General features: G+C 71.7%; 18 protein-coding genes and 1 riboswitch. Of the genes, 7 read left to right on the top strand and 11 right to left on the bottom strand.

Annotation, left to right across the window (positions count from 1 at the left end; all coding sequences use genetic code 11):
• Positions 1–232: 232 nt before the first annotated feature.
• Complete coding sequence (locus ACFWI4_RS21565) at positions 233–1,060, bottom strand: sulfurtransferase (protein ID WP_387198541.1); 828 nt, start codon at positions 1,058–1,060, stop codon at positions 233–235.
• Between the two features lie 321 nt (positions 1,061–1,381).
• On the opposite strand from ACFWI4_RS21565, the gene ACFWI4_RS21560 reads away from it, so the two are divergent.
• Positions 1,382–2,185 carry a VOC family protein gene (locus tag ACFWI4_RS21560; RefSeq protein ID WP_387198538.1) on the top strand — a complete coding sequence of 268 codons (804 nt, stop codon included), beginning with the start codon at positions 1,382–1,384 and terminating at the stop codon, positions 2,183–2,185.
• A 124-nt stretch (positions 2,186–2,309) separates the two neighbouring features.
• Here ACFWI4_RS21560 and ACFWI4_RS21555 read toward each other — a convergent pair whose 3' ends face one another.
• From ACFWI4_RS21555 to ACFWI4_RS21540, 4 genes are all read right to left on the bottom strand, one after another.
• Entirely contained in the window at positions 2,310–2,957 is a 648-nt protein-coding gene (locus ACFWI4_RS21555) for a thymidine kinase (protein WP_385401732.1), read from the bottom strand.
• 43 nt (positions 2,958–3,000) lie between these two features.
• Positions 3,001–4,188, bottom strand: coding sequence for an alkaline phosphatase family protein (locus ACFWI4_RS21550; RefSeq protein WP_385401730.1), 1,188 nt, complete (start codon positions 4,186–4,188; stop codon positions 3,001–3,003).
• On the bottom strand, positions 4,188–4,775 hold the full coding sequence (locus ACFWI4_RS21545; RefSeq protein ID WP_339132035.1) for a DUF5998 family protein: 588 nt from the start codon (positions 4,773–4,775) through the stop codon (positions 4,188–4,190). Before ACFWI4_RS21545 ends, ACFWI4_RS21550 begins: the two co-directional genes overlap by 1 nt.
• A gap of 156 nt (positions 4,776–4,931) precedes the next feature.
• On the bottom strand, positions 4,932–7,760 hold the full coding sequence (locus tag ACFWI4_RS21540) for a GNAT family N-acetyltransferase (protein WP_387198534.1): 2,829 nt from the start codon (positions 7,758–7,760) through the stop codon (positions 4,932–4,934).
• A gap of 177 nt (positions 7,761–7,937) precedes the next feature.
• Here ACFWI4_RS21540 and ACFWI4_RS21535 point away from each other — a divergent pair, with 177 nt between their 5' ends.
• Positions 7,938–8,219 (top strand): HPr family phosphocarrier protein, encoded by a 282-nt coding sequence (locus tag ACFWI4_RS21535; RefSeq protein ID WP_339132033.1) that lies wholly within the window; start codon positions 7,938–7,940, stop codon positions 8,217–8,219.
• A gap of 225 nt (positions 8,220–8,444) precedes the next feature.
• Here ACFWI4_RS21535 and ACFWI4_RS21530 read toward each other — a convergent pair whose 3' ends face one another.
• The 4 genes from ACFWI4_RS21530 to ACFWI4_RS21515 form a co-directional block, all read right to left on the bottom strand.
• A complete protein-coding gene (locus tag ACFWI4_RS21530) occupies positions 8,445–9,137 on the bottom strand; it encodes a GntR family transcriptional regulator (protein ID WP_387198531.1) in 693 nt (230 codons plus the stop codon).
• 196 nt (positions 9,138–9,333) lie between these two features.
• A complete protein-coding gene (locus tag ACFWI4_RS21525; protein WP_385401721.1) occupies positions 9,334–10,101 on the bottom strand; it encodes a M23 family metallopeptidase in 768 nt (255 codons plus the stop codon).
• A gap of 12 nt (positions 10,102–10,113) precedes the next feature.
• Positions 10,114–10,272, bottom strand: a riboswitch (cyclic di-AMP (ydaO/yuaA leader).
• 216 nt (positions 10,273–10,488) lie between these two features.
• Entirely contained in the window at positions 10,489–11,877 is a 1,389-nt protein-coding gene (locus ACFWI4_RS21520; protein ID WP_387198528.1) for a M16 family metallopeptidase, read from the bottom strand.
• A complete protein-coding gene (locus ACFWI4_RS21515) occupies positions 11,874–13,226 on the bottom strand; it encodes a M16 family metallopeptidase (protein ID WP_387198525.1) in 1,353 nt (450 codons plus the stop codon). The genes ACFWI4_RS21520 and ACFWI4_RS21515 overlap by 4 nt, the downstream gene beginning before the upstream one ends.
• A gap of 394 nt (positions 13,227–13,620) precedes the next feature.
• Here ACFWI4_RS21515 and ACFWI4_RS21510 point away from each other — a divergent pair, with 394 nt between their 5' ends.
• Positions 13,621–16,080 (top strand): DNA topoisomerase (ATP-hydrolyzing) subunit A, encoded by a 2,460-nt coding sequence (locus ACFWI4_RS21510; RefSeq protein ID WP_387198522.1) that lies wholly within the window; start codon positions 13,621–13,623, stop codon positions 16,078–16,080.
• 7 nt (positions 16,081–16,087) lie between these two features.
• Here the strand turns inward: ACFWI4_RS21510 and ACFWI4_RS21505 are convergent, their stop codons facing one another.
• The gene (locus ACFWI4_RS21505) at positions 16,088–17,197 is read right to left on the bottom strand and encodes a CobW family GTP-binding protein (protein ID WP_387198519.1); all 1,110 of its coding nucleotides are present in this window, start codon (positions 17,195–17,197) and stop codon (positions 16,088–16,090) included.
• Between the two features lie 320 nt (positions 17,198–17,517).
• On the opposite strand from ACFWI4_RS21505, the gene ACFWI4_RS21500 reads away from it, so the two are divergent.
• The gene (locus tag ACFWI4_RS21500) at positions 17,518–18,018 is read left to right on the top strand and encodes a DUF6082 family protein (RefSeq protein ID WP_387198516.1); all 501 of its coding nucleotides are present in this window, start codon (positions 17,518–17,520) and stop codon (positions 18,016–18,018) included.
• Between the two features lie 292 nt (positions 18,019–18,310).
• Entirely contained in the window at positions 18,311–18,547 is a 237-nt protein-coding gene (locus ACFWI4_RS21495; protein WP_385401706.1) for a hypothetical protein, read from the top strand.
• Between the two features lie 242 nt (positions 18,548–18,789).
• Here the strand turns inward: ACFWI4_RS21495 and ACFWI4_RS21490 are convergent, their stop codons facing one another.
• The gene (locus ACFWI4_RS21490; RefSeq protein WP_387198513.1) at positions 18,790–19,968 is read right to left on the bottom strand and encodes a citrate synthase/methylcitrate synthase; all 1,179 of its coding nucleotides are present in this window, start codon (positions 19,966–19,968) and stop codon (positions 18,790–18,792) included.
• A gap of 97 nt (positions 19,969–20,065) precedes the next feature.
• Between ACFWI4_RS21490 and ACFWI4_RS21485 the strand changes: the two genes are divergently transcribed.
• Together ACFWI4_RS21485 and ACFWI4_RS21480 are read left to right on the top strand one after the other, a co-directional pair.
• Positions 20,066–21,325: a citrate synthase gene (locus tag ACFWI4_RS21485; RefSeq protein WP_387198510.1), complete on the top strand. Its 1,260-nt coding sequence runs from the start codon at positions 20,066–20,068 to the stop codon at positions 21,323–21,325.
• Positions 21,326–21,487: 162 nt separating this feature from the next.
• A complete protein-coding gene (locus ACFWI4_RS21480) occupies positions 21,488–22,432 on the top strand; it encodes a sucrase ferredoxin (RefSeq protein WP_387198507.1) in 945 nt (314 codons plus the stop codon).
• Positions 22,433–22,516: the final 84 nt, after the last annotated feature.

Here is a 22,516-nt window from a genome sequence, read left to right as displayed (position 1 = left end):
CCGACCGGGCGGATCCATGGCGGAGGGGCCCGCACCGATTCGGTGTGGGCCCCTCCGCCGTGACGGCGCCACGAGGGTCGACCGCACAGGCGTCACCGCGAGGCCGGCGGCACGGGTGTCAGCGCCGGACCGAGGGGCCTGACGGCACAGGTGTCACCGCCGGGCCGAGCGTGCGCGCGTCACCGAGGCGGCTGACGGCACGGGTGTCACCGCCGGGCCGAGCGTGCGGGCGTCACTGGGGGTCGGGGCCCACCGCGACCGGGCGGTCTCCGTCCTGGGACCACTCCGACCACGAGCCCACGTACAGCGCCGCAGGAACGCCCGCCACGGCCAGGGCCAGCACCTCGTGCGCGCCCGAGACCCCGGAACCGCAGTAGACGCCGACCTCGGACGCCGGTGTCACGCCGAAGGACTTGAAGCGGTCGGCGAGTTCGGCCGACGGCAGGAACCGCCCGTCGTCCGAGACGTTCTCGGCGGTCGGCGCCGACACCGCACCCGGGATGTGACCGCCGACCGGATCGATCGGCTCGACCTCGCCCCGGTACCGCTCCCCCGCACGTGCGTCCAGCAGCACGCCGGTGCGGGCGAGCGCGGCCGCACCGTCCGCGTCGAGCAGCGGACGGGCGCCCGCCGACGGTACGAACGTTCCGGGCGCCGGCGAGGGAAGCTCCGAGGACACCGGTCCGCTCCAGGCGCCGAACCCGCCGTCAAGCACGCGTACCGACGGATGACCCGAATAGCCCAGCAGCCACCAGGCGCGCGCGGCGGCCCAGCCCTGCCCGCCGTCGTACACGACGACGTCGCGGTCCTCGGACACTCCCGCGGCGCGCATCGCCGCGCCGAAGACCCCGGGATCGGGAAGCGGGTGCCGGCCCTCCGCACCGGCCGGACCAGCGAGTTCGGAATCCAGGTCGACGAAGACGGCACCGGGGATGTGCGCCTTCTCGTACTCGGAGCGCAGACGGGGGCCGCCCAACTGCCAGCGGACGTCCAGGAGGACCGGCGGGTTCGGCCCCGCCAGGTCACTCGCGAGTTCGGGTGCCGTGATGATGGCGTTCATGGCTCCATCCTTGCGCACGGGGTGGCCGCTTCGTCCATGTCCGGCTACTCTGCTCCGCCGGGCAGGTCCGATCACCGGGCGTACGGGATCGGGCACATGCTGTACAACTGATGGCCACCACACGGCGGTCGCTCCGCGAGGACGAGCGACGGCGGGATCAGGTGTCCTCCGTCCGTGCGCCGCACGAGGGCGGCGCGGGAGGGACACCCGCATGACCGGTGGTGCGGGCATCGGCACGGGGCGTGCACGTACGCGACCGACCACGCGTGTTCGCAGGCGGAAGGTGACCGGCCACCGCGAGGGGCCGAGAAGAGAGTGACGATGACCGAGGCACGGGAATCGGCCGGCCCGAACGGCACCACGCACGCTCGGTACGCGCCCGGGTCACCCTGCTGGGTGAGCCTGATGGCGCACGACACGGCCGCGACCCAGGAGTTCTACGGAGCCCTGTTCGGCTGGGAGTTCCAGCCCGGCCCGCCGCGGCTGGGCCCGTACGCGCGGGCCCTGCTGAACGGCCAGGAGGTGGCCGGGATCGGCCAGCTGCCGCCCGACCGGCATCTGCCGATCGCCTGGACGCCCTATTTCGCCTCGGCGGACGTGGACCACAGCGCCGAGACGGTACGGCACAGCGGCGGGACCGTGGGCGTGGGCCCGCTGGACGCCGGCGAGGCCGGCCGGCTGGCCATCGCCTCCGACCCGACGGGTGCCGTCTTCGGCATCTGGCAGGGGGTGGGCCACCTCGGCACGGAGATCACCGGCGTGCCGGGCACCCCGGCGTGGAACGAACTGGTGACGCGCGACACGGAGAGCGTCGTCAAGTTCTACCAGGGGGTCTTCGGCTACGAACCGGAGCCGGTCGGGCCCGCCGACTTCGACTATGTGACCCTGCACATCGAGGGCCGGCCGGTGGCCGGGGTCCACGGTGTCGGGAACGCGCTGCCGCGCGACCGGGGCCCGCACTGGATGACGTACTTCGAGGCCGCCGAACTGGACGACAGCGTCCGCCTGGTCGGGGAACTCGGCGGGCGTCTCCTGCGGGCGGCCCAGGACTCCCCGTACGGCCGCGTGGCGACGGTGGCGGATCCGGAGGGCGCGGTCTTCTCCCTGATCCACGCCGTCACCTGACCCGAGGGCTCCGGGGCACCCCGTGAAGGGGCGGCGCTCCGCATGCGGAGGCCTCGAATGCCGGGGCCCCGAGTGCGGAGCGCGCCGGACGCGGGGACCGGGGAGCGGAGCCCCTGGTGGGGCCTCAGACCGGGGAGATCGGCAGGACGTCGGGCGAGAGGGCGCTCGCGCGGGCCGTGGCGGCCGTCATACGGCGCCGGTGATGCCGGCGGCACAGGACCTCGTAGCCGATCGACTCGTGCTGGTTGACGTCGCCGACGACGACCTGGGCGCCCTCGACGACCATCTCGCCGCCCACGGTGCGGGCGTTGTGCGTGGCGCGGGCGCCGCACCAGCACAGTGCCTCGACCTGGAGGACCTCGACCCGGTCGGCCAGTTCGACGAGGCGCTGGGAGCCGGGGAAGAGCTTGGACCGGAAGTCGGTGGTGATCCCGAAGGCGAAGACGTCGACGTCCAGGTCGTCCACCACGCGCGCCAGTTGGTCGATCTGCGCGGGGGCCAGGAACTGTGCCTCGTCCGCGATCACGTAGTCCGCGCGGCCGCCCTTGGAGAGGTGGTCGACCAGATAGGCGTACAGGTCCTGGTCGTCCGCCACCTCGACGGCGTCGGTGACCAGGCCGAGGCGTGAGGAGAGCTTGCCCTCACCGGCCCGGTCGTCCCGCGTGAAGATCATGCCCTGGAGACCCCGCGCCGAGCGGTTGTGCTCGATCTGGAGAGCCAGCGTGGACTTCCCGCAGTCCATCGTTCCGGAGAAGAACACCAGCTCGGGCATGGGGAGTTGAGCACCTTTCGGCAACAGGGAAGGAGGGAGGTCGTCAGGAACGTACTTGGAGGAGGGGCACGAGTTGCTCGGCCGGGGTCATCGAGCCGTGGTTGCCGACCATCAGCGACTCCTTCGGCTCCCGCTCGGACGCGATGATCAGAACATCGTCCCGGGCTGCGGCGACGACGTCACCCAGCCGGGCGTACACCCGCTCGTCGACCCGCGGGCCGAACCAGCCCGCCTCGATCGCCTCGTCGCGGGAGGCGACCCAGAACTGCTCGCCCAGGACCTCGCGCCAGCAGGTCAGGACGTCCGCCTCGGCGCCCGGGACCGCGTACACATGGCGGGCGCGGCCCTCGCCGCCCAGCAGGGCGACCCCGGCGCGCAGCTCCCAGTCCTCGTCGAAGTCGATGCGGTGCTGCTCGTCGAAGGGGATGTCGATCATGCCGTGGTCGGCGGTGACGTACAGCGCCGTGCGCGGCGGAAGCTGCTCCGCGAGGCGCTGGACCAGCCGGTCGACGTACATGAGCTGACCGCGCCAGGGGTCGGAGTCCACGCCGAAGCGGTGGCCCTTGCCGTCCACCTCCGCGTAGTACGTGTAGACCAGGGAGCGGTCGCCGGCGGCCAGTTGCTCGGCGGCGAGGTCCATGCGCTCCTCGCCCGACAGCCTGCCGTGGAAGGTCCCGCCGCTCAGCGCGATCTTCGTCAGCGGGGTGTTCTGGAAGGTCGGCGAGGAGACCTGGGCGGTGTGCACGCCGGCCGCGTCGGCCAGCTGGAAGATCGTGGGGTGGGGCTGCCAGGCGCGCGGATCGGTCCACGGGTTCCAGCGGAGCTGGTTCATCAGCTCGCCGGTGGCGGGGTTGCGCGCGGTGTAGCCGGGCAGGCCGTGGGCGCCCGGGGGCAGGCCGGTGCCCACGGAGGCGAGGGAGGTCGCGGTGGTGGCCGGGTAGCCGGCGGTGATCGGGCGGCCGGTGCCGCCGCGCGAGGACGCCAGGAGCGAGGTCATGAAGGGCGCCTCGTCCGGGTGGGCCCTGAGTTGCTCCCAGCCGAGGCCGTCGATCAGGAACACGCAGTTCCGGTCGGCCGCGGTCAGTTCGGGTATGACGGCGGTCGCTCCGGGCACGGCCATGCCGGCGGCGAGGGTGGGCAGCAGATCGGCCAGCGAACCGGCGCCGTACTCGGGGACGGGCGCGGAGCCGATGGCCAGCGGCTCCGGGTGGTCCCAGGTGGGCAGGGCCATCAGCGGGCGACGTCCGCGGTCGCCTCGGAGAGGGACTGCGCGAAGGCGAGGGCCTGGCGGACGGTCTCCGGGCCGTCGCCGGCCTCGCTGACGCGCAGGCTCAGGTCGTCCGCCGTGGAGTTGCCGGTGTAGCCGTGGTCGGCGTCGCAGTTGGGGTCGCCGCAGGCGGCCGGCTCCAGGTCGATGCGCGAGACGGCGCCCCAGCCGATGGTCAGGACCACTTCGCGGGGCAGCGTGCCGGGCGTGTAGGACTCGGGGTTCGCGACGACGCGGCTGACGACGACCGAGGAGATCCGGCCGAGCTTGACCGACTCCGTCGAGGTCGTGGCGTAGGGCGTCGGGGAGGTCGTGTCCGCGTTCTGCTCGTCGGTGTGGCTCACGATGAAGCGGTTGCCGGTGAGGACCAGCACGGTGACGTGCCGCCGCACCTCGTTCGCGTCGAACGTCGTCTCCTGGTGGACCAGGTACGACCGGATGGTCTCGCCGCCGATCGCGGCCTCCACCGCCTCGGCCACGAGGGCCGGGTAGTAGCCGCTGCGCTCGATCGCCGCTCGCAGCCCCTGGGTCGTCGTACTGGTCTTGGCCATGTCGTCCATCCTACGGGGGCCCACTGACTGCGAGGCACCGCTCGCGTGGGTCTGTCGTGGACGGATCAGGTCGAACCGCGCAGGGTGGGCCGTACGGAGTGGGCGCGGCGGGGGGACGGGCGGGTCCGGCGGCGGGAGCGGCTCGCTCCCGCCGGCTCAGACGACGGGCAGGGTCCGGGGGCCGAGGTCGTCCCGGAGCGGTGCGCGGGCCAGTCGTACCGTGGCGCCCAGAACGCTCACGCCGGTCGGTGCGACGACGACCGGCTCCAGCGACACCGCGACGACCTCCGGGTGGTCGTCGACCAGCCGGGACACCCGCAGCATGAGCTCTTCGAGGGCCGCCGTGTCGACCGGCGCGGAGCCGCGCCAGCCGAACAGGAGCGGCGCCGTCCTGATCGACCGGACCAGGGAGGCCGCGTCCCGGTCGGTGACCGGGACCAGCCGGTGCGCGGTGTCCCCGAGCAGTTCGGAGGCGGCTCCGGACAGCCCGAAGGAGAGCACCGCCCCCGCTGCCGGGTCGATCACCGAGCGGACGACCGTGTCCACACCGCGCGGCGCCATCCCCTGGACGACCGGGCGCAGCACCGTCGGCGGCCCGAACAGCTCGATCAGCTCCGCGTACGCCCGCCGCAGCTGTTCCTCGTCCGCCACGTCCAGGCGTACGCCGCCGAGGTCGGCGCGGTGTCTGAGGTGCGGGGCGGTGGTCTTCAGGGCGACGGGGTATCCGATGGTCCGCGCGGCGGCCACGGCGTCGTCCGGTGTGGGGGCGGGCAGGGCCCGGTGCACGTCGATGCCGTAGTGCCCGAGCAGCTCCGCCGTCCGCTCGCCTCCCAGGGTCAGGCCCTCCCCGCGCGCGAGGAGCTCGTCGATCAGCCGGGCCGCCCCCTTCTCGTCGATGTCCTCGTACTCGGGGACCTTGCCGGGCTCGCCGGCGTCCAGGCGCCACTGGGCGTACTTGACGGCCTGGGCGAGGGCGCTGACGGCACGTTCGGCGGCGGGGTAGGCGGGGATGAGCCGGGTGTCCGGAGCGGGTTCGGCGTGCTCCGCCGCGGGGGACCGGTCCGAGGGGTGGAACCGGGCGCCGGGCGCCGCGCCCGGGGCCGCGGCGGGGGCCGGCGGGGCGGTGCTCGCGGCGGCGGACAGCGCTTCGGCGAGCCCGCCGAGTTCGACGTGCACCACGAGGACGGGTTTCGCCGGGGCCGCGAGGGCGGAGGAGCGGAGCGCCTCGGCGAGGGCCGCGTCGCCCGCCGAGGTCTCCCCCACCGCCGGGATGGCCGTCACGACGACGGCGTCGCAGCCGTCGTCGGCGAGTGCCGCCGACAGGGCCCGGTGGAAGTCCTCCGCCGAGGCGGCCGTGGTCAGGTCCAGGGGCGGCAGCGGCCTGAGCCCCTCGGCGAGACACGCGTCGTAGGTGAGCAGTCCCAGCGACTCGGAGTTCCCGAGGATCGCCACACGGGGGCCCCGGGGAAGCGGCTGGCGGGCGAGCAGCAGGCCCGCGTCGACGAGTTCGGTGATCGTGTCCACGCGGATCACCCCGGCCTGGCGCAGCAGCGCGGAGACGGTGGCGTGCGGCAGCCGGGTGGCCCGTACGGCGTGACCCTGGGGGGCCGTTCCGCCGTGCCGCGCCCCCTGGACGACGACCAGCGGTTTCGCCGCGGCCGTCCGCCGTGCGAGGCGGGTGAACTTGCGCGGGTTGCCGATGGATTCGAGGTACATCAGGGCGACGTCGGTGTCCGGGTCGTCGTACCAGTACTGGAGGACGTCGTTGCCGGAGACGTCCGCCCGGTTCCCCGAGGAGACGAAGGTCGACACGCCGGTCACGCCGGTGACACCGCCGCCGCGCCGGTGCAGCCGGGAGAGCAGGGCGATGCCGATGGCGCCGGACTGGGCGAACAGGCCGATGCGTCCGGGGCGGGGCATCTGGGGGGCCAGCGAGGCGTTCAGCCGGACGTCGGGGGCGGTGTTGATGACGCCGAAGGCGTTGGGCCCGATGATGCGCATGCCGTACGTGCGCGCGTGCCGTACGAGTTCGCGCTGGCGTTCGCGTCCTTCGGGGCCGCTCTCCGCGTAGCCGGCGGAGACCACCACCAGCCCCTGCACGCCGTGTTCGCCGCACTCCGTGACGACCTCGGGGACCTGCTCGGCGGGCACGGCGACGACGGCGAGGTCCACGGGCTCGGCGATGTCCCTGACGGAGCGGTGGGCCGGGACTCCGTCGAGTTCCTTGTCCTGGAGGGCCGTGTTCACGGCGTACAGGCGTCCCGTGAACCCGGCCGACCGGAGGTTGTCGAGGACGCTGCGGCCGACGCCTCCGGGTGTGCGCCCGGCACCGATGACGGCGACCGAGCCGGGGGCGAGCAGCCGCTGCACGGAGCGGGCCTCGGCGCGCTGTTCCCGGGCGCGCTGGACGGCGAGGGACCGGTCGGTGGGTTCGAGGTCGAACTCCAGACGGACGACGCCGTCCTCGAAGCTGCGCTTCTGGGTGTATCCGGCGTCCGTGAACACCTTGATCATCTTGTTGTTGGCCGGCAGCACCTCGGCCGCGAAGCGGCGGATGGCGCGCTCGCGGGCCACCGCGGCGATGTGTTCGAGCAGCGCGGAGGCGACGCCCCGGCCCTGGTGGGCATCCTGGACGAGGAAGGCGACCTCGGCCTCGTCGGCGGGCGCGGAGGCGGGCATCCCGTCCGCGTTGATCCGGTCGTAGCGCACGGTGGCGATGAACTCTCCGCCCACCGTGGCCGCGAGGCCCACCCGGTCCACGAAGTCGTGGTGGGTGAAGCGGTGCACGTCCTTGGCGGACAGCCGCGGGTAGGGGGCGAAGAAGCGGTAGTACTTCGACTCGTCGGAGACCTGCTCGTAGAAGCTGACCAGGCGCTCGGCGTCGTCGACGGTGATGGGCCTGATGCGCGCGGTGCCGCCGTCGCGCAGCACCACGTCGGCCTCCCAGTGGGCTGGGTACTCGTGCCGGTCCGACGAGGTCTGCATGGGCCCCAGACTACGGCTCGCGTACGACAACGGCGCGAGGCAGTCTGAGGGTGACGGACCTCGGAAACGGGCCGTGGACCGGCCCCGCGGCGGGGCGGGACCCGGGACTGTCCGGGCACGCCTCACGATATGGAACACTGGTCTAGACAACCCTGAACCCCCGAAGGGCAGCATCACATGGCTGAGCGCCGCGTCAACGTCGGCTGGACCGAGGGCCTCCACGCCCGCCCCGCCTCCATCTTCGTCCGGGCCACCACGGCCTCCGGCATCCCCGTGACGATCGCCAAGGCCGACGGCAACCCCGTCAACGCGGCCTCCATGCTCGCGGTCCTCGGGCTCGGCGCCCAGGGCGGCGAGGAGATCGTGCTCGCGTCGGACGCCGAGGGCGCGGACATCGCCCTCGACCGTCTGGCGAAGCTGGTCGCCGAGGGGCTCGACGAGCTCCCCGAGACCGTCTGAGCCGCCCTCCGGGCACCAGGACACACGGCACCGAGCCGCGCCACCCTCTCCGGGTGGCGCGGCTCAGTCGTTTTCCGTCTCCCGTCCGGAAATTCTCCGGCCACCCCGGGCGGACCTCGCGCCGCTGCCGCCGTAATGGCGGGTGCGATAATTCAGGACACGCGAATAAAAGGGCATCAGAAATGAGCCCCCGCCGAATATCCCTCTTTGTATACGGCGCCCGTGTTAATGACGCAGGCTCGTCATGTTTACGGGATGTTGCGAACTCCTCACACGGTCCGGCTTCTCGCCGCCCGGAAAGCGGAGCCGGTGCGCGGCCGAGGCGCGCTCGGTGTGCAGGGCCGTGATCGCGCGGGCCCGCTCGCTGTCGCCGCGGGCGACCGCGTCCACGATGCCGCCGTGCTCCGCCCAGGACTCCGCGGGGTCGGCCGGCGCGTCCACCGAGTACATCCAGGCGATCTTGTGGCGCAGCTGGGCCAGCGTGGAGGTCAGCGCGGCGCTGCCGGACGCCTGTGCGAGCGTCTCGTGGAACCAGCCGCCCAGGGAGCGCAGATCCTCGCTGTTGCCCCGCCTGGAGCGCTCCTGCCCCAGCCTGACCAGGCCGCGCAGCACCTTGAGATGGGCCTCGGTGCGCCGCTGCGCGGCCCTCGCGGCCCCCAGCGGCTCCAGCAGCATGCGCATCTCCAGGAGGTCCGCGGCCTCCTGTTCCGTGGGCTCCGCGACGCACGCGCCCGCGTGCCGGCGGGTGACCACGAAGCCCTCGGCCTCCAGGGTGCGCAGCGCCTCGCGCACGGGGACGCGCGAGACGCCGTAGCGCCGCGCGAGCAGTTCCTCGGTGAGGCGGCCGCCGCGCTCGTAGACACCCGCGACGATGTCGTCACGGATCGCCGTGCACACCGAGTGCGCCGGAATACGCATGACCGACCTCCGCTTTAATCCCCGTGAAACGCCGTCGATTGACGCTTCTTCAGTGACTCTATTGCAGGAGGCGTGAATTTCCGATGGCATGCCTGAACCCATGGATATTTTTTGGACAGACGGCATCCGGAAACGACGATGCCCCGGCTCGGTGAACCGGGGCATCGAAAGCGGTGAAGAAGCCGCGAAGCGGTCGTCAGACGTTGACGCCGTGCGAGCGCAGGTACGCGACGGGGTCCATGTCGGAGCCGTACTCGGCGGTCGTACGGGCCTCGAAGTGGAGGTGGGGTCCCGTGGTGTTGCCGGTGTCCCCGGAGAGGCCGATCTGCTGGCCCGGGGTGACCGCCTGCCCCACGGACACACCGATGGACGACAGGTGCCCGTACATGGTGTACGTGCCGTCGTGCATCTTGATCACGATCTGATTGCCGTAGGCACCGCCCCAGCCGGCCGTGACGACCGTGCCGGCGCCGACGGCGTGGACCGAGGTGCCGGACGCGGCGTGGAAGTCGACACCGGTGTGGCTGCCGGAGGACCAGAGGCTGCTGCTCGCCTTGTAGCCCGTGGAGACGTACGAACCGGTGATCGGCAGGACGAAGGTGTTCAGGCGCTTGCGCTCGGCCTCGCGGGCGGCGCGCACCTTGGCCTCGTGGAGCTGCGCGGCCTGGGCTGCGGCCTGCTTGCGCGCCGTCTGCTCGGCCTGCTTGCGGGCGGCGGCCTCGTCGGCGGCGCGCTGCTGCGCGAACGCCTGGGCGTCGATCTGGTCGGCGACCGCGTCGTTCAGGGTGACGGTCTGGGTCAGCCCGGTCTGCTCGACGGAGGCCTCTCCGGCGAACGCGGGAGCGGCCAGGGTTCCGATCACACCGGTGGTGGTGAGCGCCGCGACCCCGACGGCGGTCGTGGTGGTGCTGTGCACCCGGCTGCTCGTACGACGATGCTTGCCGGTGCCACAGGTGAACGCCATGTAGGGGCTGATCCTTTCCTTCCCTCTCGCCTACCGGGTTAGCTGACGGGTTCGGAGCAGGAAGGTCTCCTACGGACCCCCTCCGGAGAGGGCGTCCGATTCACCCCAGGGACTGCGGTGGGTCCCCGGCTCCCCTGACTCGCGTCATGGGGGACTCGGCGATGACTGTCCGGTGCCGCGGGCGCGGCGCAGTGCGTGACGGACAGCCGCACCGACGCTAGACGGGGCCTCATTCGAACAACAAACGGATCACGATTTTTGTAATGCATGCCACAGGGCAGAAGGGGTAACCCCCGCACGAATACGGACATCTTGGGAGCCGCACCGGTAAAGAGGAGGGCCCTGACGGCTCCTCAGCCGTCAGGGCCCTTCCGGGGCGCACGGGTCCTACTCGGCCGCCACCACGGTGACTTCACCGATTCCGAGGGCCCTGACCGGCTCCGCGATCTGCGCCGCGTCGCCCACCAGGACGGTCACCAGACGGTCCGTCGGGAAGGCGCTCACCGCCGCCGCGGTGGCCTCCACGGTGCCGGTGGCCGCCAGTTGGCGGTAGAGCGTCGACTGGTAGTCGTCCGGCAGGTGCTGCTCGACCTGGTCCGCGAGCGTGCTCGCGACGGCCGCCGCGGTCTCGAACTTGAGGGGCGCGACACCCACCAGGTTCTGCACGGCGACGTCGCGCTCGGTGTCGGTCAGCCCCTCGGCCGCGAGGGTGCGCAGCACCTTCCACAGGTCGTCCAGCGCGGGACCGGTGTTGGGGGTGTCGACGGAGCCGCTGATGGCGAGCATCGCGGCGCCCGTGCCGTCCGGCGCGGAGCGCAGGACCTGCCCGAACGCCCGCACGCCGTAGGTGTAGCCCTTCTCCTCGCGCAGGACGCGGTCGAGGCGCGAGGTGAGGGTGCCGCCGAGGCAGTACGTGCCGAGGACCTGGGCGGGCCACACGCGGTCGTGCCGGTCGGCGCCGACCCGCCCGATGAGCAGCTGCGTCTGGACCGCTCCGGGGCGGTCGACGATGATCACGCGGCCGGTGTCGTCGGCGCTCACCGGCGGCACGGGGAGCGGCTCGGCGGACGAGCCGGTCCAGGAGCCGAGCGTGTCGGCGAGCAGCTCGTCGAGATCGACTCCGGTCAGGTCGCCCACGACGACGGCGGTGGCCGTGGCCGGGCGCACGTGCTTCTCGTAGAAGGCGCGCACGGCCGACGCGTCGATGTTCCGGACGGTCTCCTCGGTGCCCTGGCGCGGGCGTGCCATGCGCGCGCTCTTCGGGAACAGCTCCTTGGAGAGCTCCTTGGCCGCGCGACGGGCCGGGTTCGCCGTCTCGTGCGGGATCTCGTCCAGCCGGTTGGTCACCAGCCGCTCGACCTCGCCGTCCGCGAACGCGGGGGCCCGCAGGGCGTCGGCGAGCAGGCCGAGGGCCTTGGCCAGGCGCGAGACGGGCACTTCGAGCGACAGACGTACGCCGGGGTGGTCGGCGTGCGCGTCGAGCGTGGCGCCGCAGCGCTCCAGCTCGGCGGCGAAGTCCTCGGCGGAGTGCTTGTCGGTGCCCTCGGAGAAGGCGCGCGCCATGATCGTGGCGATGCCGTCCAGGCCCGCGGGCTCGGCGTCCAGCGGCGCGGCGAGGATCACCTCGACGGCGACGACCTGCTGGCCGGGGCGCTGGCAGCGCAGGACGGTCAGGCCGTTGTCCAGGGTGCCGCGCTCGGGGGCGGGGAACGCCCACGGCTTGGGCTGTCCGGCCTGGGGCCGGGGGTGGAAGTCCATGGTGGCGAGCTCGGTCACTTCGCCGCCTCCTCGTCGGTCTCGTCGGCCGCGTCGGCGGCTTCGGCGGTGGTGGGCTCGTAGACGAGCACCGCGCGGTTGTCGGGGCGCAGGCGGGCCTTGGCGGCCTCCCGGACCTCGTCGGCCGTGACGTCGAGGACGCGCTGCACGGCGGTCAGGGCGAGCTGCGGGTCACCGAACAGGACGGCGTACCGGCACAGTTCGTCGGCGCGGCCGGCGACGGTGCCGAGCCGGTCGAGCCATTCGCGCTCCAACTGGGCCTGGGCGCGCTCCATTTCCCGCTCCGTGGGGCCCTCCTCGGCGAACCGGGCGAGCTCCTCGTCCACGGCGGCCTCGATGACCGGGACCTCGACGTCGCCGGACGTCTTCACGTCCAGCCACCCCAGGGAGGGGGCTCCGGCGAGCCGCAGCAGGCCGAACCCGGCCGCGACGGCGGTGCGGTCACGGCGTACGAGCCGGTTGTAGAGCCGGGAGGACTCGCCGCCGCCGAGGACGGTGAGCGCCAGGTCGGCCGCGTCGCACGCGCGCGTGCCGTCCTCCGGGAGGCGGTAGGCGGCCATCAGCGCGCGTGCCGGGACGTCCTCCTCGACGACCTCGCGCAGCTGCTCGCCGATGACGTCGGGCAGCGAGCCGTCGCGCGGGGCGGGCTTGCCGTCGTGCCCGGGGATGGAGCCGAAGTACTTCTCGACCCAGACGAGCGTCTGCTCCGGGTCGATGTCGCCGACGATCGACAGGACCGCGTTGTTGGGCGCGTAGTTGGTGCGGAAGAAGGCGCGGGCGTCCTCCAGGGTCGCCGCGTCCAGGTCCGCCATCGACCCGATCGGGGTGTGGTGGTACGGGTGGCCCTCGGGGTACGAGAGCGCGGTGAGCTTCTCGAAGGCGGTGCCGTACGGAACGTTGTCGTAACGCTGCCGGCGCTCGTTCTTCACGACGTCGCGCTGGTTCTCCATGGACTCGTCGTCCAGCGCCTCCAGCAGCGATCCCATGCGGTCGGCCTCCAGCCAGAGGGCGAGCTCCAGCTGGTGGGCGGGCATGGTCTCGAAGTAGTTGGTGCGCTCGAAGCTCGTCGTGCCGTTGAGCGAGCCGCCGGCGCCCTGGACGAGTTCGAAGTGGCCGTTGCCGTGGACCTGCTTGGAGCCCTGGAACATCAGGTGCTCGAAAAGGTGGGCGAGACCGGTGCGGCCCTTGACCTCGTGGCGCGAGCCGACGTCGTACCAGAGGCACACCGCGGCGACCGGGGTCAGATGGTCCTCGGAGAGCACTACGCGCAGGCCGTTGGCCAGTCGGTGCTCGGTCGCTGTCAGGCCGCCGGAGCCTGCCTCAGCTGTGGCCGTGTGACCCATGGGCATGTACGTCCCTTCGATCGCGGAACTGCGTCATTCCTGTCGGTCCTGCCACTGTATGCAAGCGCGCGGACGGGTGGCGCGGTTCCCGCACCTCGTACGCCGAGAGCGAGACTCACGCGTGTCCCCGGCCCGCCCGGGGAAGCCTCGGCGGAAGCCGCCGCGGACGCGCCCGGGGCGGTGGGGCGCGGGGCGGGCGGACCGGCGGGCACGTGGCCGGAAGGCGGCCGGGCGCGTGGCCGGAACGCCGTCCCGGAGAGGTCCCGGTGACGTCCGCGGAGCGTGCCGGCGGGGCGCTACGGACGGGTCGCGGTCGGCGTTGTCAGTGGGGCGGTCCACAATGGTGCGCGTCAGAACCCGTTCATGCCCCGGCAGAGACTGTGAAGGAGCCGCAGCAGCGATGGCCCGCCGCAGCACGAAGACCCCGCCGCCCGACGACTCGTACGAGGAGAAGATCCTCGACATCGACGTCGTGGACGAGATGCAGGGCTCCTTCCTCGAATACGCGTACTCGGTCATCTACTCGCGAGCCCTGCCGGACGCCCGGGACGGCCTCAAGCCGGTCCACCGCCGCATCGTGTACCAGATGAACGAGATGGGCCTGCGCCCCGACCGCGGCTACGTGAAGTGCGCCCGTGTCGTCGGCGAGGTCATGGGTAAGCTGCACCCGCACGGCGACGCGTCGATCTACGACGCCCTGGTGCGGCTGGCGCAGCCCTTCTCCATGCGGCTTCCCCTGGTCGACGGCCACGGCAACTTCGGTTCCCTCGGCAACGACGACCCGCCGGCCGCGATGCGTTACACCGAGTCCCGGATGGCCGACGCGACGTCGCTGATGACCGAGTCGATCGACGAGGACACGGTCGACTTCACGCCCAACTACGACGGCCAGGAGCAGGAGCCGGTGGCCCTCCCGGCCGCCTTCCCGAACCTGCTGGTCAACGGCTCCTCCGGGATCGCCGTCGGCATGGCCACGAACATGCCGCCGCACAACCTCGGCGAGGTCATCGCCGCCGCGCGGCACCTCATCCGCTACCCGGGCGCCGACCTCGAGACGCTGATGAAGCACGTCCCGGGACCCGACCTGCCCACCGGCGGCCGCATCGTCGGCCTCTCCGGGATCCGGGACGCCTACGAGTCGGGCCGCGGCACCTTCAAGATCCGCGCCACGGTGTCCGTGGAGGACGTCACCGCGCGCCGCAAGGGCCTCGTCGTCACGGAGCTGCCCTTCACCGTGGGTCCCGAGAAGGTGATCTCCAAGATCAAGGACCTGGTCGGCTCGAAGAAGCTCCAGGGCATCGCCGACGTCAAGGACCTCACCGACCGTGCGCACGGCCTGCGCCTGGTCATCGAGATCAAGAACGGCTTCGTGCCGGAGGCCGTCCTCGAACAGCTCTACAAGCTGACGCCGATGGAGGAGTCCTTCGGCATCAACAACGTGGCGCTGGTGGACGGTCAGCCGCTCACCCTGGGCCTCAAGGAACTGCTGGAGGTCTACCTCGACCACCGCTTCGAGGTCGTGCGCCGCCGCAGCGAGTTCCGCCGCGGCAAGAAGCGCGACCGGCTGCACCTGGTCGAGGGCCTCCTCGTCGCCCTCCTGGACATCGACGAGGTCATCCGCCTCATCCGCTCCAGCGACAACTCGGCGCAGGCCAAGGAGCGGCTGATCGAGCACTTCTCGCTCTCCGAGATCCAGACGCAGTACATCCTGGACACGCCGCTGCGCCGCCTCACCCGGTTCGACCGCATCGAGCTGGAGTCGGAGCGCGACCGCCTGAACGGCGAGATCGACGAGCTGACCGGCATCCTGGACTCGGACACGGAGCTGCGCAAGCTGGTCTCCACCGAACTGGCCGCGGTGGCCAAGAAGTTCGGCACCGACCGGCGCACGGTGCTCCTGGAGTCCGCGGGCACCCTCGCCCCGACGGTCTCCCTCCAGGTCGCCGACGACCCGTGCCGGGTCCTGCTGTCCTCGACCGGCCTGCTGGCCCGTACGGTGACCACCGAACCCTTCGGGGAGGACCCGGACGCCAAGCGCACCAAGCACGACGTGATCGTCTCCGCGGTGCCCGCGACGGCACGCGGCGAGATCGGCGTGGTGACGTCCCTGGGCCGCCTGCTGCGCCTGAACGTGATCGACCTCCCGCAGCTGCCCGAGACGGCGTCGGCGCCCAACCTCTCCGGCGGCGCTCCGATCCCGGAGTTCCTGTCCTCCCTGGAACCCGACGAGACGGTGATCTGCCTGACGACGCTCGACGAGACCTCCCCCGGTCTCGCGATCGGCACGGAGCAGGGTGTGGTCAAGCGTGTGGTGCCCGACTACCCCTCGAACAAGGAGGAGTTGGAGGTCATCACGCTCAAGGACGGCGACCGGATCGTCGGCGCCGTCGAGCTGCGCACCGGTGAGGAGGACCTGGTCTTCATCACGGACGACGCCCAGCTGCTGCGCTACCAGGCCACCCAGGTGCGTCCGCAGGGCCGCGCCGCGGGCGGTATGGCGGGCATCAAGCTGACGGACGGCGCGAAGGTGATCTCCTTCACCGCGGTCGACCCGGCGGTCGACGCGGTCGTGTTCACCGTCGCGGGTTCACGCGGGACGCTGGACGACTCCGTCCAGACGACCGCCAAGCTGACGCCCTTCGACCAGTATCCGCGCAAGGGCCGCGCCACCGGCGGTGTGCGCTGCCAGCGGTTCCTGAAGGGCGAGGACTGCCTGTCGCTGGCCTGGGCCGGCCCGACGCCGGGGCGCGCGGCGCAGAAGACCGGTATGCCCGTCGACCTGCCGGAGATCGACCCGCGCCGTGACGGCTCGGGCGTGTCCCTGGGCAAGCCGGTTTCGGTGGTGGCCGGACCGCTGTAGCCCCCCGTCAGGCCTCCTGGCCGGGCTCCTGTACGTAGCGGAGGACGCCCCACATGCTGTGTTCGTCGGCATGTGGGGCGTCCTCCTTGCATGCCTCGAGTTCCTTGGCCAGCGCCACCGTGTCGATGCCGGAGCCGATGAGGACGAGCTGGGTGAGCCGCTCGCCGGCATCGGTCCAGGGCTCGGGGTAGAAGCGCAGGAACCGCCCGACGGCGTGAACGGCGTACCGGTTGCGGATGTCCTGGACGCCGAAGTCGACGTAGCCCTTGATCCGGTAGAGCCCTTCGGGCCGGCTGTCGAGGAAGGCCATCAACCGCCTTGGCCCGAGCGGCACTTCGGAGGTGAAGGAGAGGGAGTCGTAGGCGGAGTGCAGATGGCGACGGGAGTGCCCGTGCCGCGCGGGACCGCACTCCGGGGCCCTGCATTCCTCGACCTCACCTCCCTCTTCCTCGATCTCGTCGTCGTGCCGCGTGAGATCGTCGAAGGACAGCTGTCCGATCCGTTCCTCGCCGGGCCGGCAGTCGAAGAGGAGCTCCGGATCGATGCGGCCGTAGTTCGCGGGAACGACGGCCGCACGATCGGCGAGCCCGCGGACGGCATGCGTCACGGCCTCGCCGTCCTCGGCCCGGTCGATCTTGTTGACGACGACGAGATCGGCGAGGGCGAGGTGCCGGTCGATCTCGGGGTGCTTCGCGCGCGTGGCGGCGAACTCGGCGGCGTCGACGACCTCGACCAGCCCTCCGTACACGATCCGCGGATCCTCGCTGGCGAGCACCATGCGGACCAGTTCCTGGGGCTCGGCGAGCCCGCTCGCCTCGATGACGATGACGTCGATGCCCGCGGAGGGCCGAGCGAGCCGGTCAAGATATTGATCAAGTTCAGTGACATCGACCGCACAGCACAGGCACCCGTTGCCGAGCGAGACGGTGGAGTCGCCGAGCGCTCCGGCCACCGCCATCGCGTCGATCTCGATCGCCCCGAAGTCGTTCACCACCGCTCCGATACGGCTGCCTCCGCTGCGGTGCAGGAGATGGTTGAGCAGGGTGGTCTTGCCCGAACCGAGGAAGCCGGCGAGAACGATGACCGGGATCTGCCGCGTACTCGACGAACTCACCACGCGCCCTCTCTGAACCTGTGCGTGCACCGGCTCACGGGACCGGCGCTCACGCGGGGGATGAATGCCGACCCAGCATACGAGTGGGGGGAATCGCCCCGAAGTGAACGATTGTTAGCGGCGCTCGCGGGGCACACGTTGGACATGGCGCCGGTGGATGCGACCCGCACATCCCTCCGTGCGCCTCCTCTCCGCCTCCCTGCCGATCAGAGCCGCTCGGCAACACTGGGAGGCGGCAAGCGCGCCGCCCACCGCTCGCCGGTCCGCTCCCTGTCGCCCCACAACCGACGACCGGCGGACGGTCGCCTGATTCGGGGGTTGACATGGCCACACAGATTTCCGCGATACGGAGGCTCGGCTCGGCCGCGTGGTCGAGCCTCGGTGCCGCGGCGAACGCCGTGACGGAGCGAAGCACACGGCAGCGCCGACGTGCCGTGCTCACCGAGCAGCACCGACTCCATTTCGACCTGATGTGCAAAGCCATGGACGATCCCGCCCTCGCCGCCGTGCTCAACACGTACGAAACCGAGATCGGGCCCGAGAAGCAGCGCCAGTACCTGTTCGCGAACGCCCTCTACATCAATGCTCTGTACTTCCATCGGATCGGGGCGCTCACGCGCGCGGAGCTCCACGGCCACTTCCGGATCATCTGCCAGAACCCGATCTTCAGGGACTACTGGGCGGCAACGGAGCATCACCGCAAGAGCCTTCCCGACTCCTCCGACGAGGCTCAACTGGGCCGGATGATGGACACGCTGATCCAGGATCAGGCGGATGGCGACGCCGACGAGTGGTGGGTCGTCGGGGAGCCGGATGAGGGATAGCCCTGACAGGGCTCGACGCGACCGGTAGCGTGGCAGGCAGGGCTTGAGCCTCGTGCGCCCCTCCCGCACCCTGATGCGCCACGGTCGCGTACCACCCTCATACCACCCCTGGTCCGACAAAGCCGTCCAGATTCACTCGGCTGCTTGTTGTGCTTTGCGTACCAGAGACAACACAATGGCGCCAGCCTCTGAGCCCTCAGGCTCAACACCCCGTGCTCGGAGACTCCTGACTCCGAGCACCTCGGAAGACGGCCCCCACCGCGTTTCCGAGCCATAAGGTTGGTACTACTCCGTGAAGATCGTGCGACGTGTCGGGGCTACTCCACGCGAGCGCGGCAGCGCTTCTGGCCAGTCATGCCCCGATATCTTCGAGCTCAGCGACGGCGACTTCGCCGTCATCGGGCGCGAGGCCACCCTGGAACTCGACTCCGAGCTCCCGCCCGACGCTTCACGGGCCGACTACGAGCGGATCGTCGTCATCACACGCGACACCTTGCTGCGCGCCAAGAAGGACATCCCGGACCTCTGACGCCGGGACGGCGCTCATCCACGAAGCGACGAGGGCCTGGCGGTACGACCGCGAACGGACGACTTCCCGTCCTGAACCGTTGGATTCGGTTCCCGTCCTTTGACTCGCCCGGGTGGAATCCTGTCGGCCAGTACCCGGAGCCCGGCATCACCACGGTGCCGGGCCCTTCACGTGTGTCCCGCAGGCCGGATCGCCCGTACGACCGCAGCCAGGTCCCGGATGCCGTCGACTGCTCGTCGGCGTCAGGCGGCCGACGGCACCGCCACAGGCGGAACCGGGCCCACATAGCGGGCCGCCGGGCGGATTATCTTCGAGTCCTCCGCCTGCTCCATGATGTTCGCGCTCCAGCCCACCACACGGGCGGCGGCGAACGTGGGGGTGAACATCTCGCGGGGCAGCCCGCAGAGTTCCATGACCACACCCGCGTAGAACTCCACGTTGGTGTGCAGCTCACGGCCCGGCTTGAGTTCGGCCAGGATCGCCTCCACCTGCCGTTCCACCTCGACCGCGAACTCCACGAGCGGGCCGCCGAAGTCCTGGGCCATCGCGCGGAGCATCCGCGAACGCGGGTCCGCCGTGCGGTAGACGGGATGCCCGAAGCCCATGATGCGCTCGCCGGCGAGGACGCGTTCGCGGATCCATCCGTCGATACGGTCCGGCGTACCGATCGCGTCGAGGGTGTCCAGGGCGCGACTGGGAGCCCCACCGTGCAGCGGGCCGGAGAGAGCCCCGACCGCACCCACGAGACAGGCCGCCACATCGGCGCCGGTGGATGCGATCACCCGCGCCGTGAACGTTGACGCATTGAATCCATGGTCAATGGTTGAGATGAGGTATTGCTCGACCGCACGAGCACGCGCGGCGTCCGGCTCCGAACCCGTCAACATGTACAGGTAGTTGGCGGCGTAGCCCAGGTCCTCGCGCGGCTCCACCGGCTCCAGCCCCCGCCCGATGCGGTACAGCGCGGTGAGCAGGGTAGGCACGGCCGCCGTCGCCGCGAGACCGTCGTCGAGCCGGCGCCCGGCGTCGATGTCGTACACGGAACGGAACCCCAGCGACGCTCCGAGCAGCGACAACGCGGTGCGCAGTCCGGCGAGGGGCCCCGAGGGCCCGGTCGCCGCCGCGATCGCGGGCAGCGCCGCCCGCACGTCGTCCGGCAGCCGGCGCAACCGCGCGGTGCGCGCGGTGAAGGCCGCACGGCGCGCCGCGTCGGGCAGCTCACCGTGGGCCAGCAGATGCCAGACCTCCTCGAAGCCGCAGGCCTGCGCCAGGTCGACGGCCGAGTACTGGCGGTAGTGGTAGAAGCCCTCCAGCCCTCTGACGTCACCCAGTTCGGTGTCGGTGACGACGACTCCTGCGAGACCTCGCGGTACCTCGGCACGCGCGTCGGCAGAGGTGGACGCGGCTTGGTTGATCGGCATGTTTCCTCCCTGGACTTGATTCGACTGTCCATGCTTGACTCAGTAACTGTCAATATTGATCCAATCAATATGCCGATCCACAGATACGGTGGCGCTCATGAGGGATCGAGAAGTGGTGACGCCGGAGCACGAGGGCCGACGTCTCAGCACCAAGGAGACCGCCGAGTTGCTGGGCGTGAAGCCGGAGACCGTGTACGCGTACGTGAGCCGCGGTCAGCTCAGCAGCCGACGGGAGCCGGGAGGGCGCGGGAGCACGTTCGACACCAAGGAGGTCGAGGCCCTCGCGCGGCGCAACAGACGCGAAGGCGGCGGAACTCCGAGCAGCAGCGGCGAACTCTCCGTCCGCACCCGCATCACGTTGATCGACAAGGACCGCTACTACTTCCGCGGGGTCGACGCGACGGAACTGGCCTCCCGGTACTCCTACGAGGAGATCGCCGAATGGCTCTGGACCGGCGAACTCCGCCCGGGCATCACGTTCACGGCCCCTGAGGCGTCCGTGGCCGCGGCCCGCCGCGGCGTCGCCGCGCTGCCCGAGCACAGCGGCCCGACCGACCGGCTGCGCGTGGCGACGATCGCCGCGGCGGCCGCCGACCCGCTGCGCTTCGACCTCTCCGAGAGCGCCGTGCTCGGCACCGGACGCACCCTCGTCCCCACCCTCGTCGCCGCGCTGCCGACCGTCCGGCACGACCACCGCGACGAAGGCCCGCTGGCTCACCGGCTGTGGGCGCGACTGAGCGGGCGTCAGCCCGACGACGCGTCACTGCGGGTGCTGGACACGGCACTCGGACTGCTCGTCGACCACGATCTGGCCGCCTCGACGCTGGCGGTCCGCGTAGCGGCGTCGGCCCGCGCCAACGCGTACGCGGCCGTGTCCGCCGGCCTCGGCGTCCTCGAAGGCCCCCTGCACGGGGCAGCCAGCGGTCTCGCGCACCGCCTGCTGCTGGACGTTCTCGACCAGGGCACCGCCGCTCCCGTGGTCGCCGACGAGCTGCGCGCCGGGCGCCGCGTCCCCGGGCTCGGCCACCGGCTCTACCCCGGCGAGGATCCACGCGCGCGTGCCCTGTTCGCCCTCCTGGAGGAGGTACCCGGCGCGGCGCCCGCGCTGGCGGCGGCCCGTGACGTGGTGACCACCACCGCCCGGCACGCACCACTGCACGCCAACGTCGATCTCGCGCTGGCCGTCCTCACGACCTCGTCCGGCATGCCGGCCTCCGCGGGAGAGACGATCTTCGCCGTCGCCCGGACGGCGGGCTGGATCGCCCACACCCTGGAGGAGTACACGGAACGCCCGTTGCGGATGCGGCCGAGCGGGCACTACGTGGGTGAACGGCCACCGCGCCCGCTCCCGCTCTAGAGCGCGCACGCCGGGCGCGGGGAAAGGGTACGTGCGTGCCCTCCGGGCGCCCCCACTCCCCCGCGCTTCCGCACACCCCGCCGAGCGCCCTGACCACCCCGGACGCGCCCCCGAGGGACGGCGGGAAGTCGCCCTGGGCGAAGTCAGGTTAGGCTCACCTCTGTGAGAACGTGCACGACCGCGTCGCGGCAGCTCGACGAGCCCCTCTCCGGGACGGCGGCCACCGCGAGGACATGGCTGCTCATCGAGCAGCCCGGACCCTGGGGTGCCAAGGCGCTCACCTCGAGCCACCTGGATCCCGCGCTCGGCCGTGCCCTCGAGGCGGCCGCCGAGGACACCGGGGTACGGATCGCCCTCATCCGGCGTCCGGGACGCCATGCCGACTGCGGTTCGACCGCCGAGCGGCGGGTGTACGCGGCCCACACCACCCCGGGAAACGTCTGGCTGCGCAGCGCCACGACCCGTGATCCGGGCCAGCTGCTCGGCCTCGACCTCGCCGCGCTCGGCGCGGGTGATCCGCGTTCCTTCGACGAGGTCCTCCAGGGCCGGCCCCATACGGGCGATCCCCTGGCCCTCGTGTGCACCAACGGCAAGCGTGACCGCTGCTGCGCCCTGCTCGGACGCCCCCTGGCCGCGGAACTGGCCGCCTCGGGCGTCAGCGGCACCTGGGAGGTCACTCATCTGGGCGGTCATCGTTTCTCCCCCACCGTGCTGGTCCTTCCGTACGGGTACGCGTACGGACGCACGGAGGCCCATGCCGTCAAGGAGGTCCTCCAGGGGGTCAGGGAGGGCCGGATCGTCACCGAGGGGTGTCGTGGGAACTCCGCCTGGGAACGCCCCGGCCAGGCGGCCGAACTGGCGGTGCGGACGGCTTCGGGGGAGCACGCCGCCGGCGCCCTGACGGTGATCCGCACGGACGGCGCGGCACCGCGCTGGGAGGTGACCGTCGGCCACTCCGACGGCCGTGTGTGGCGGGTCGTCGTCGCGCGGGGCGCCTCGCTGCCGCCCCGTCCGGAGAGCTGCGGTTCGGCACTCGGTTCACCCGCGCGGATGGACGTCGTGGCCGTGAGACAGCTCGAGGAGACGTCCGTCGCCGTGGCCTGCTGAGGTCCCGGGGCACCGGGTCCCGTCTCCCCAGGCCCCGAGCCACCAGCTCCCGAGTCGCCAGGCCCCATGTGCCCGGGCCCCTGG

This window comes from Streptomyces sp. NPDC127038 (assembly GCF_042725875.1).
Classification (GTDB): domain Bacteria; phylum Actinomycetota; class Actinomycetes; order Streptomycetales; family Streptomycetaceae; genus Streptomyces.
The sequence above is the reverse complement of the archived record's forward strand: the minus strand, read 5'-3'. Positions and strand labels throughout refer to the sequence as shown.

What these genes read in the sequence shown, in the direction of transcription:
- ACFWI4_RS21565 (WP_387198541.1), bottom strand. Translation starts at nt 1,060, where the DNA reads ATGAACGCCATCATCACGGCACCCGAACTCGCGAGTGACCTGGCGGGG.
- ACFWI4_RS21560 (WP_387198538.1), top strand. Translation starts at nt 1,382, where the DNA reads ATGACCGAGGCACGGGAATCGGCCGGCCCGAACGGCACCACGCACGCT.
- ACFWI4_RS21555 (WP_385401732.1), bottom strand. Translation starts at nt 2,957, where the DNA reads ATGCCCGAGCTGGTGTTCTTCTCCGGAACGATGGACTGCGGGAAGTCC.
- ACFWI4_RS21550 (WP_385401730.1), bottom strand. Translation starts at nt 4,188, where the DNA reads ATGGCCCTGCCCACCTGGGACCACCCGGAGCCGCTGGCCATCGGCTCC.
- ACFWI4_RS21545 (WP_339132035.1), bottom strand. Translation starts at nt 4,775, where the DNA reads ATGGCCAAGACCAGTACGACGACCCAGGGGCTGCGAGCGGCGATCGAG.
- ACFWI4_RS21540 (WP_387198534.1), bottom strand. Translation starts at nt 7,760, where the DNA reads ATGCAGACCTCGTCGGACCGGCACGAGTACCCAGCCCACTGGGAGGCC.
- ACFWI4_RS21535 (WP_339132033.1), top strand. Translation starts at nt 7,938, where the DNA reads ATGGCTGAGCGCCGCGTCAACGTCGGCTGGACCGAGGGCCTCCACGCC.
- ACFWI4_RS21530 (WP_387198531.1), bottom strand. Translation starts at nt 9,137, where the DNA reads ATGCGTATTCCGGCGCACTCGGTGTGCACGGCGATCCGTGACGACATC.
- ACFWI4_RS21525 (WP_385401721.1), bottom strand. Translation starts at nt 10,101, where the DNA reads ATGGCGTTCACCTGTGGCACCGGCAAGCATCGTCGTACGAGCAGCCGG.
- ACFWI4_RS21515 (WP_387198525.1), bottom strand. Translation starts at nt 13,226, where the DNA reads ATGCCCATGGGTCACACGGCCACAGCTGAGGCAGGCTCCGGCGGCCTG.
- ACFWI4_RS21510 (WP_387198522.1), top strand. Translation starts at nt 13,621, where the DNA reads ATGGCCCGCCGCAGCACGAAGACCCCGCCGCCCGACGACTCGTACGAG.
- ACFWI4_RS21500 (WP_387198516.1), top strand. Translation starts at nt 17,518, where the DNA reads ATGGCCACACAGATTTCCGCGATACGGAGGCTCGGCTCGGCCGCGTGG.
- ACFWI4_RS21490 (WP_387198513.1), bottom strand. Translation starts at nt 19,968, where the DNA reads ATGCCGATCAACCAAGCCGCGTCCACCTCTGCCGACGCGCGTGCCGAG.
- ACFWI4_RS21485 (WP_387198510.1), top strand. Translation starts at nt 20,066, where the DNA reads ATGAGGGATCGAGAAGTGGTGACGCCGGAGCACGAGGGCCGACGTCTC.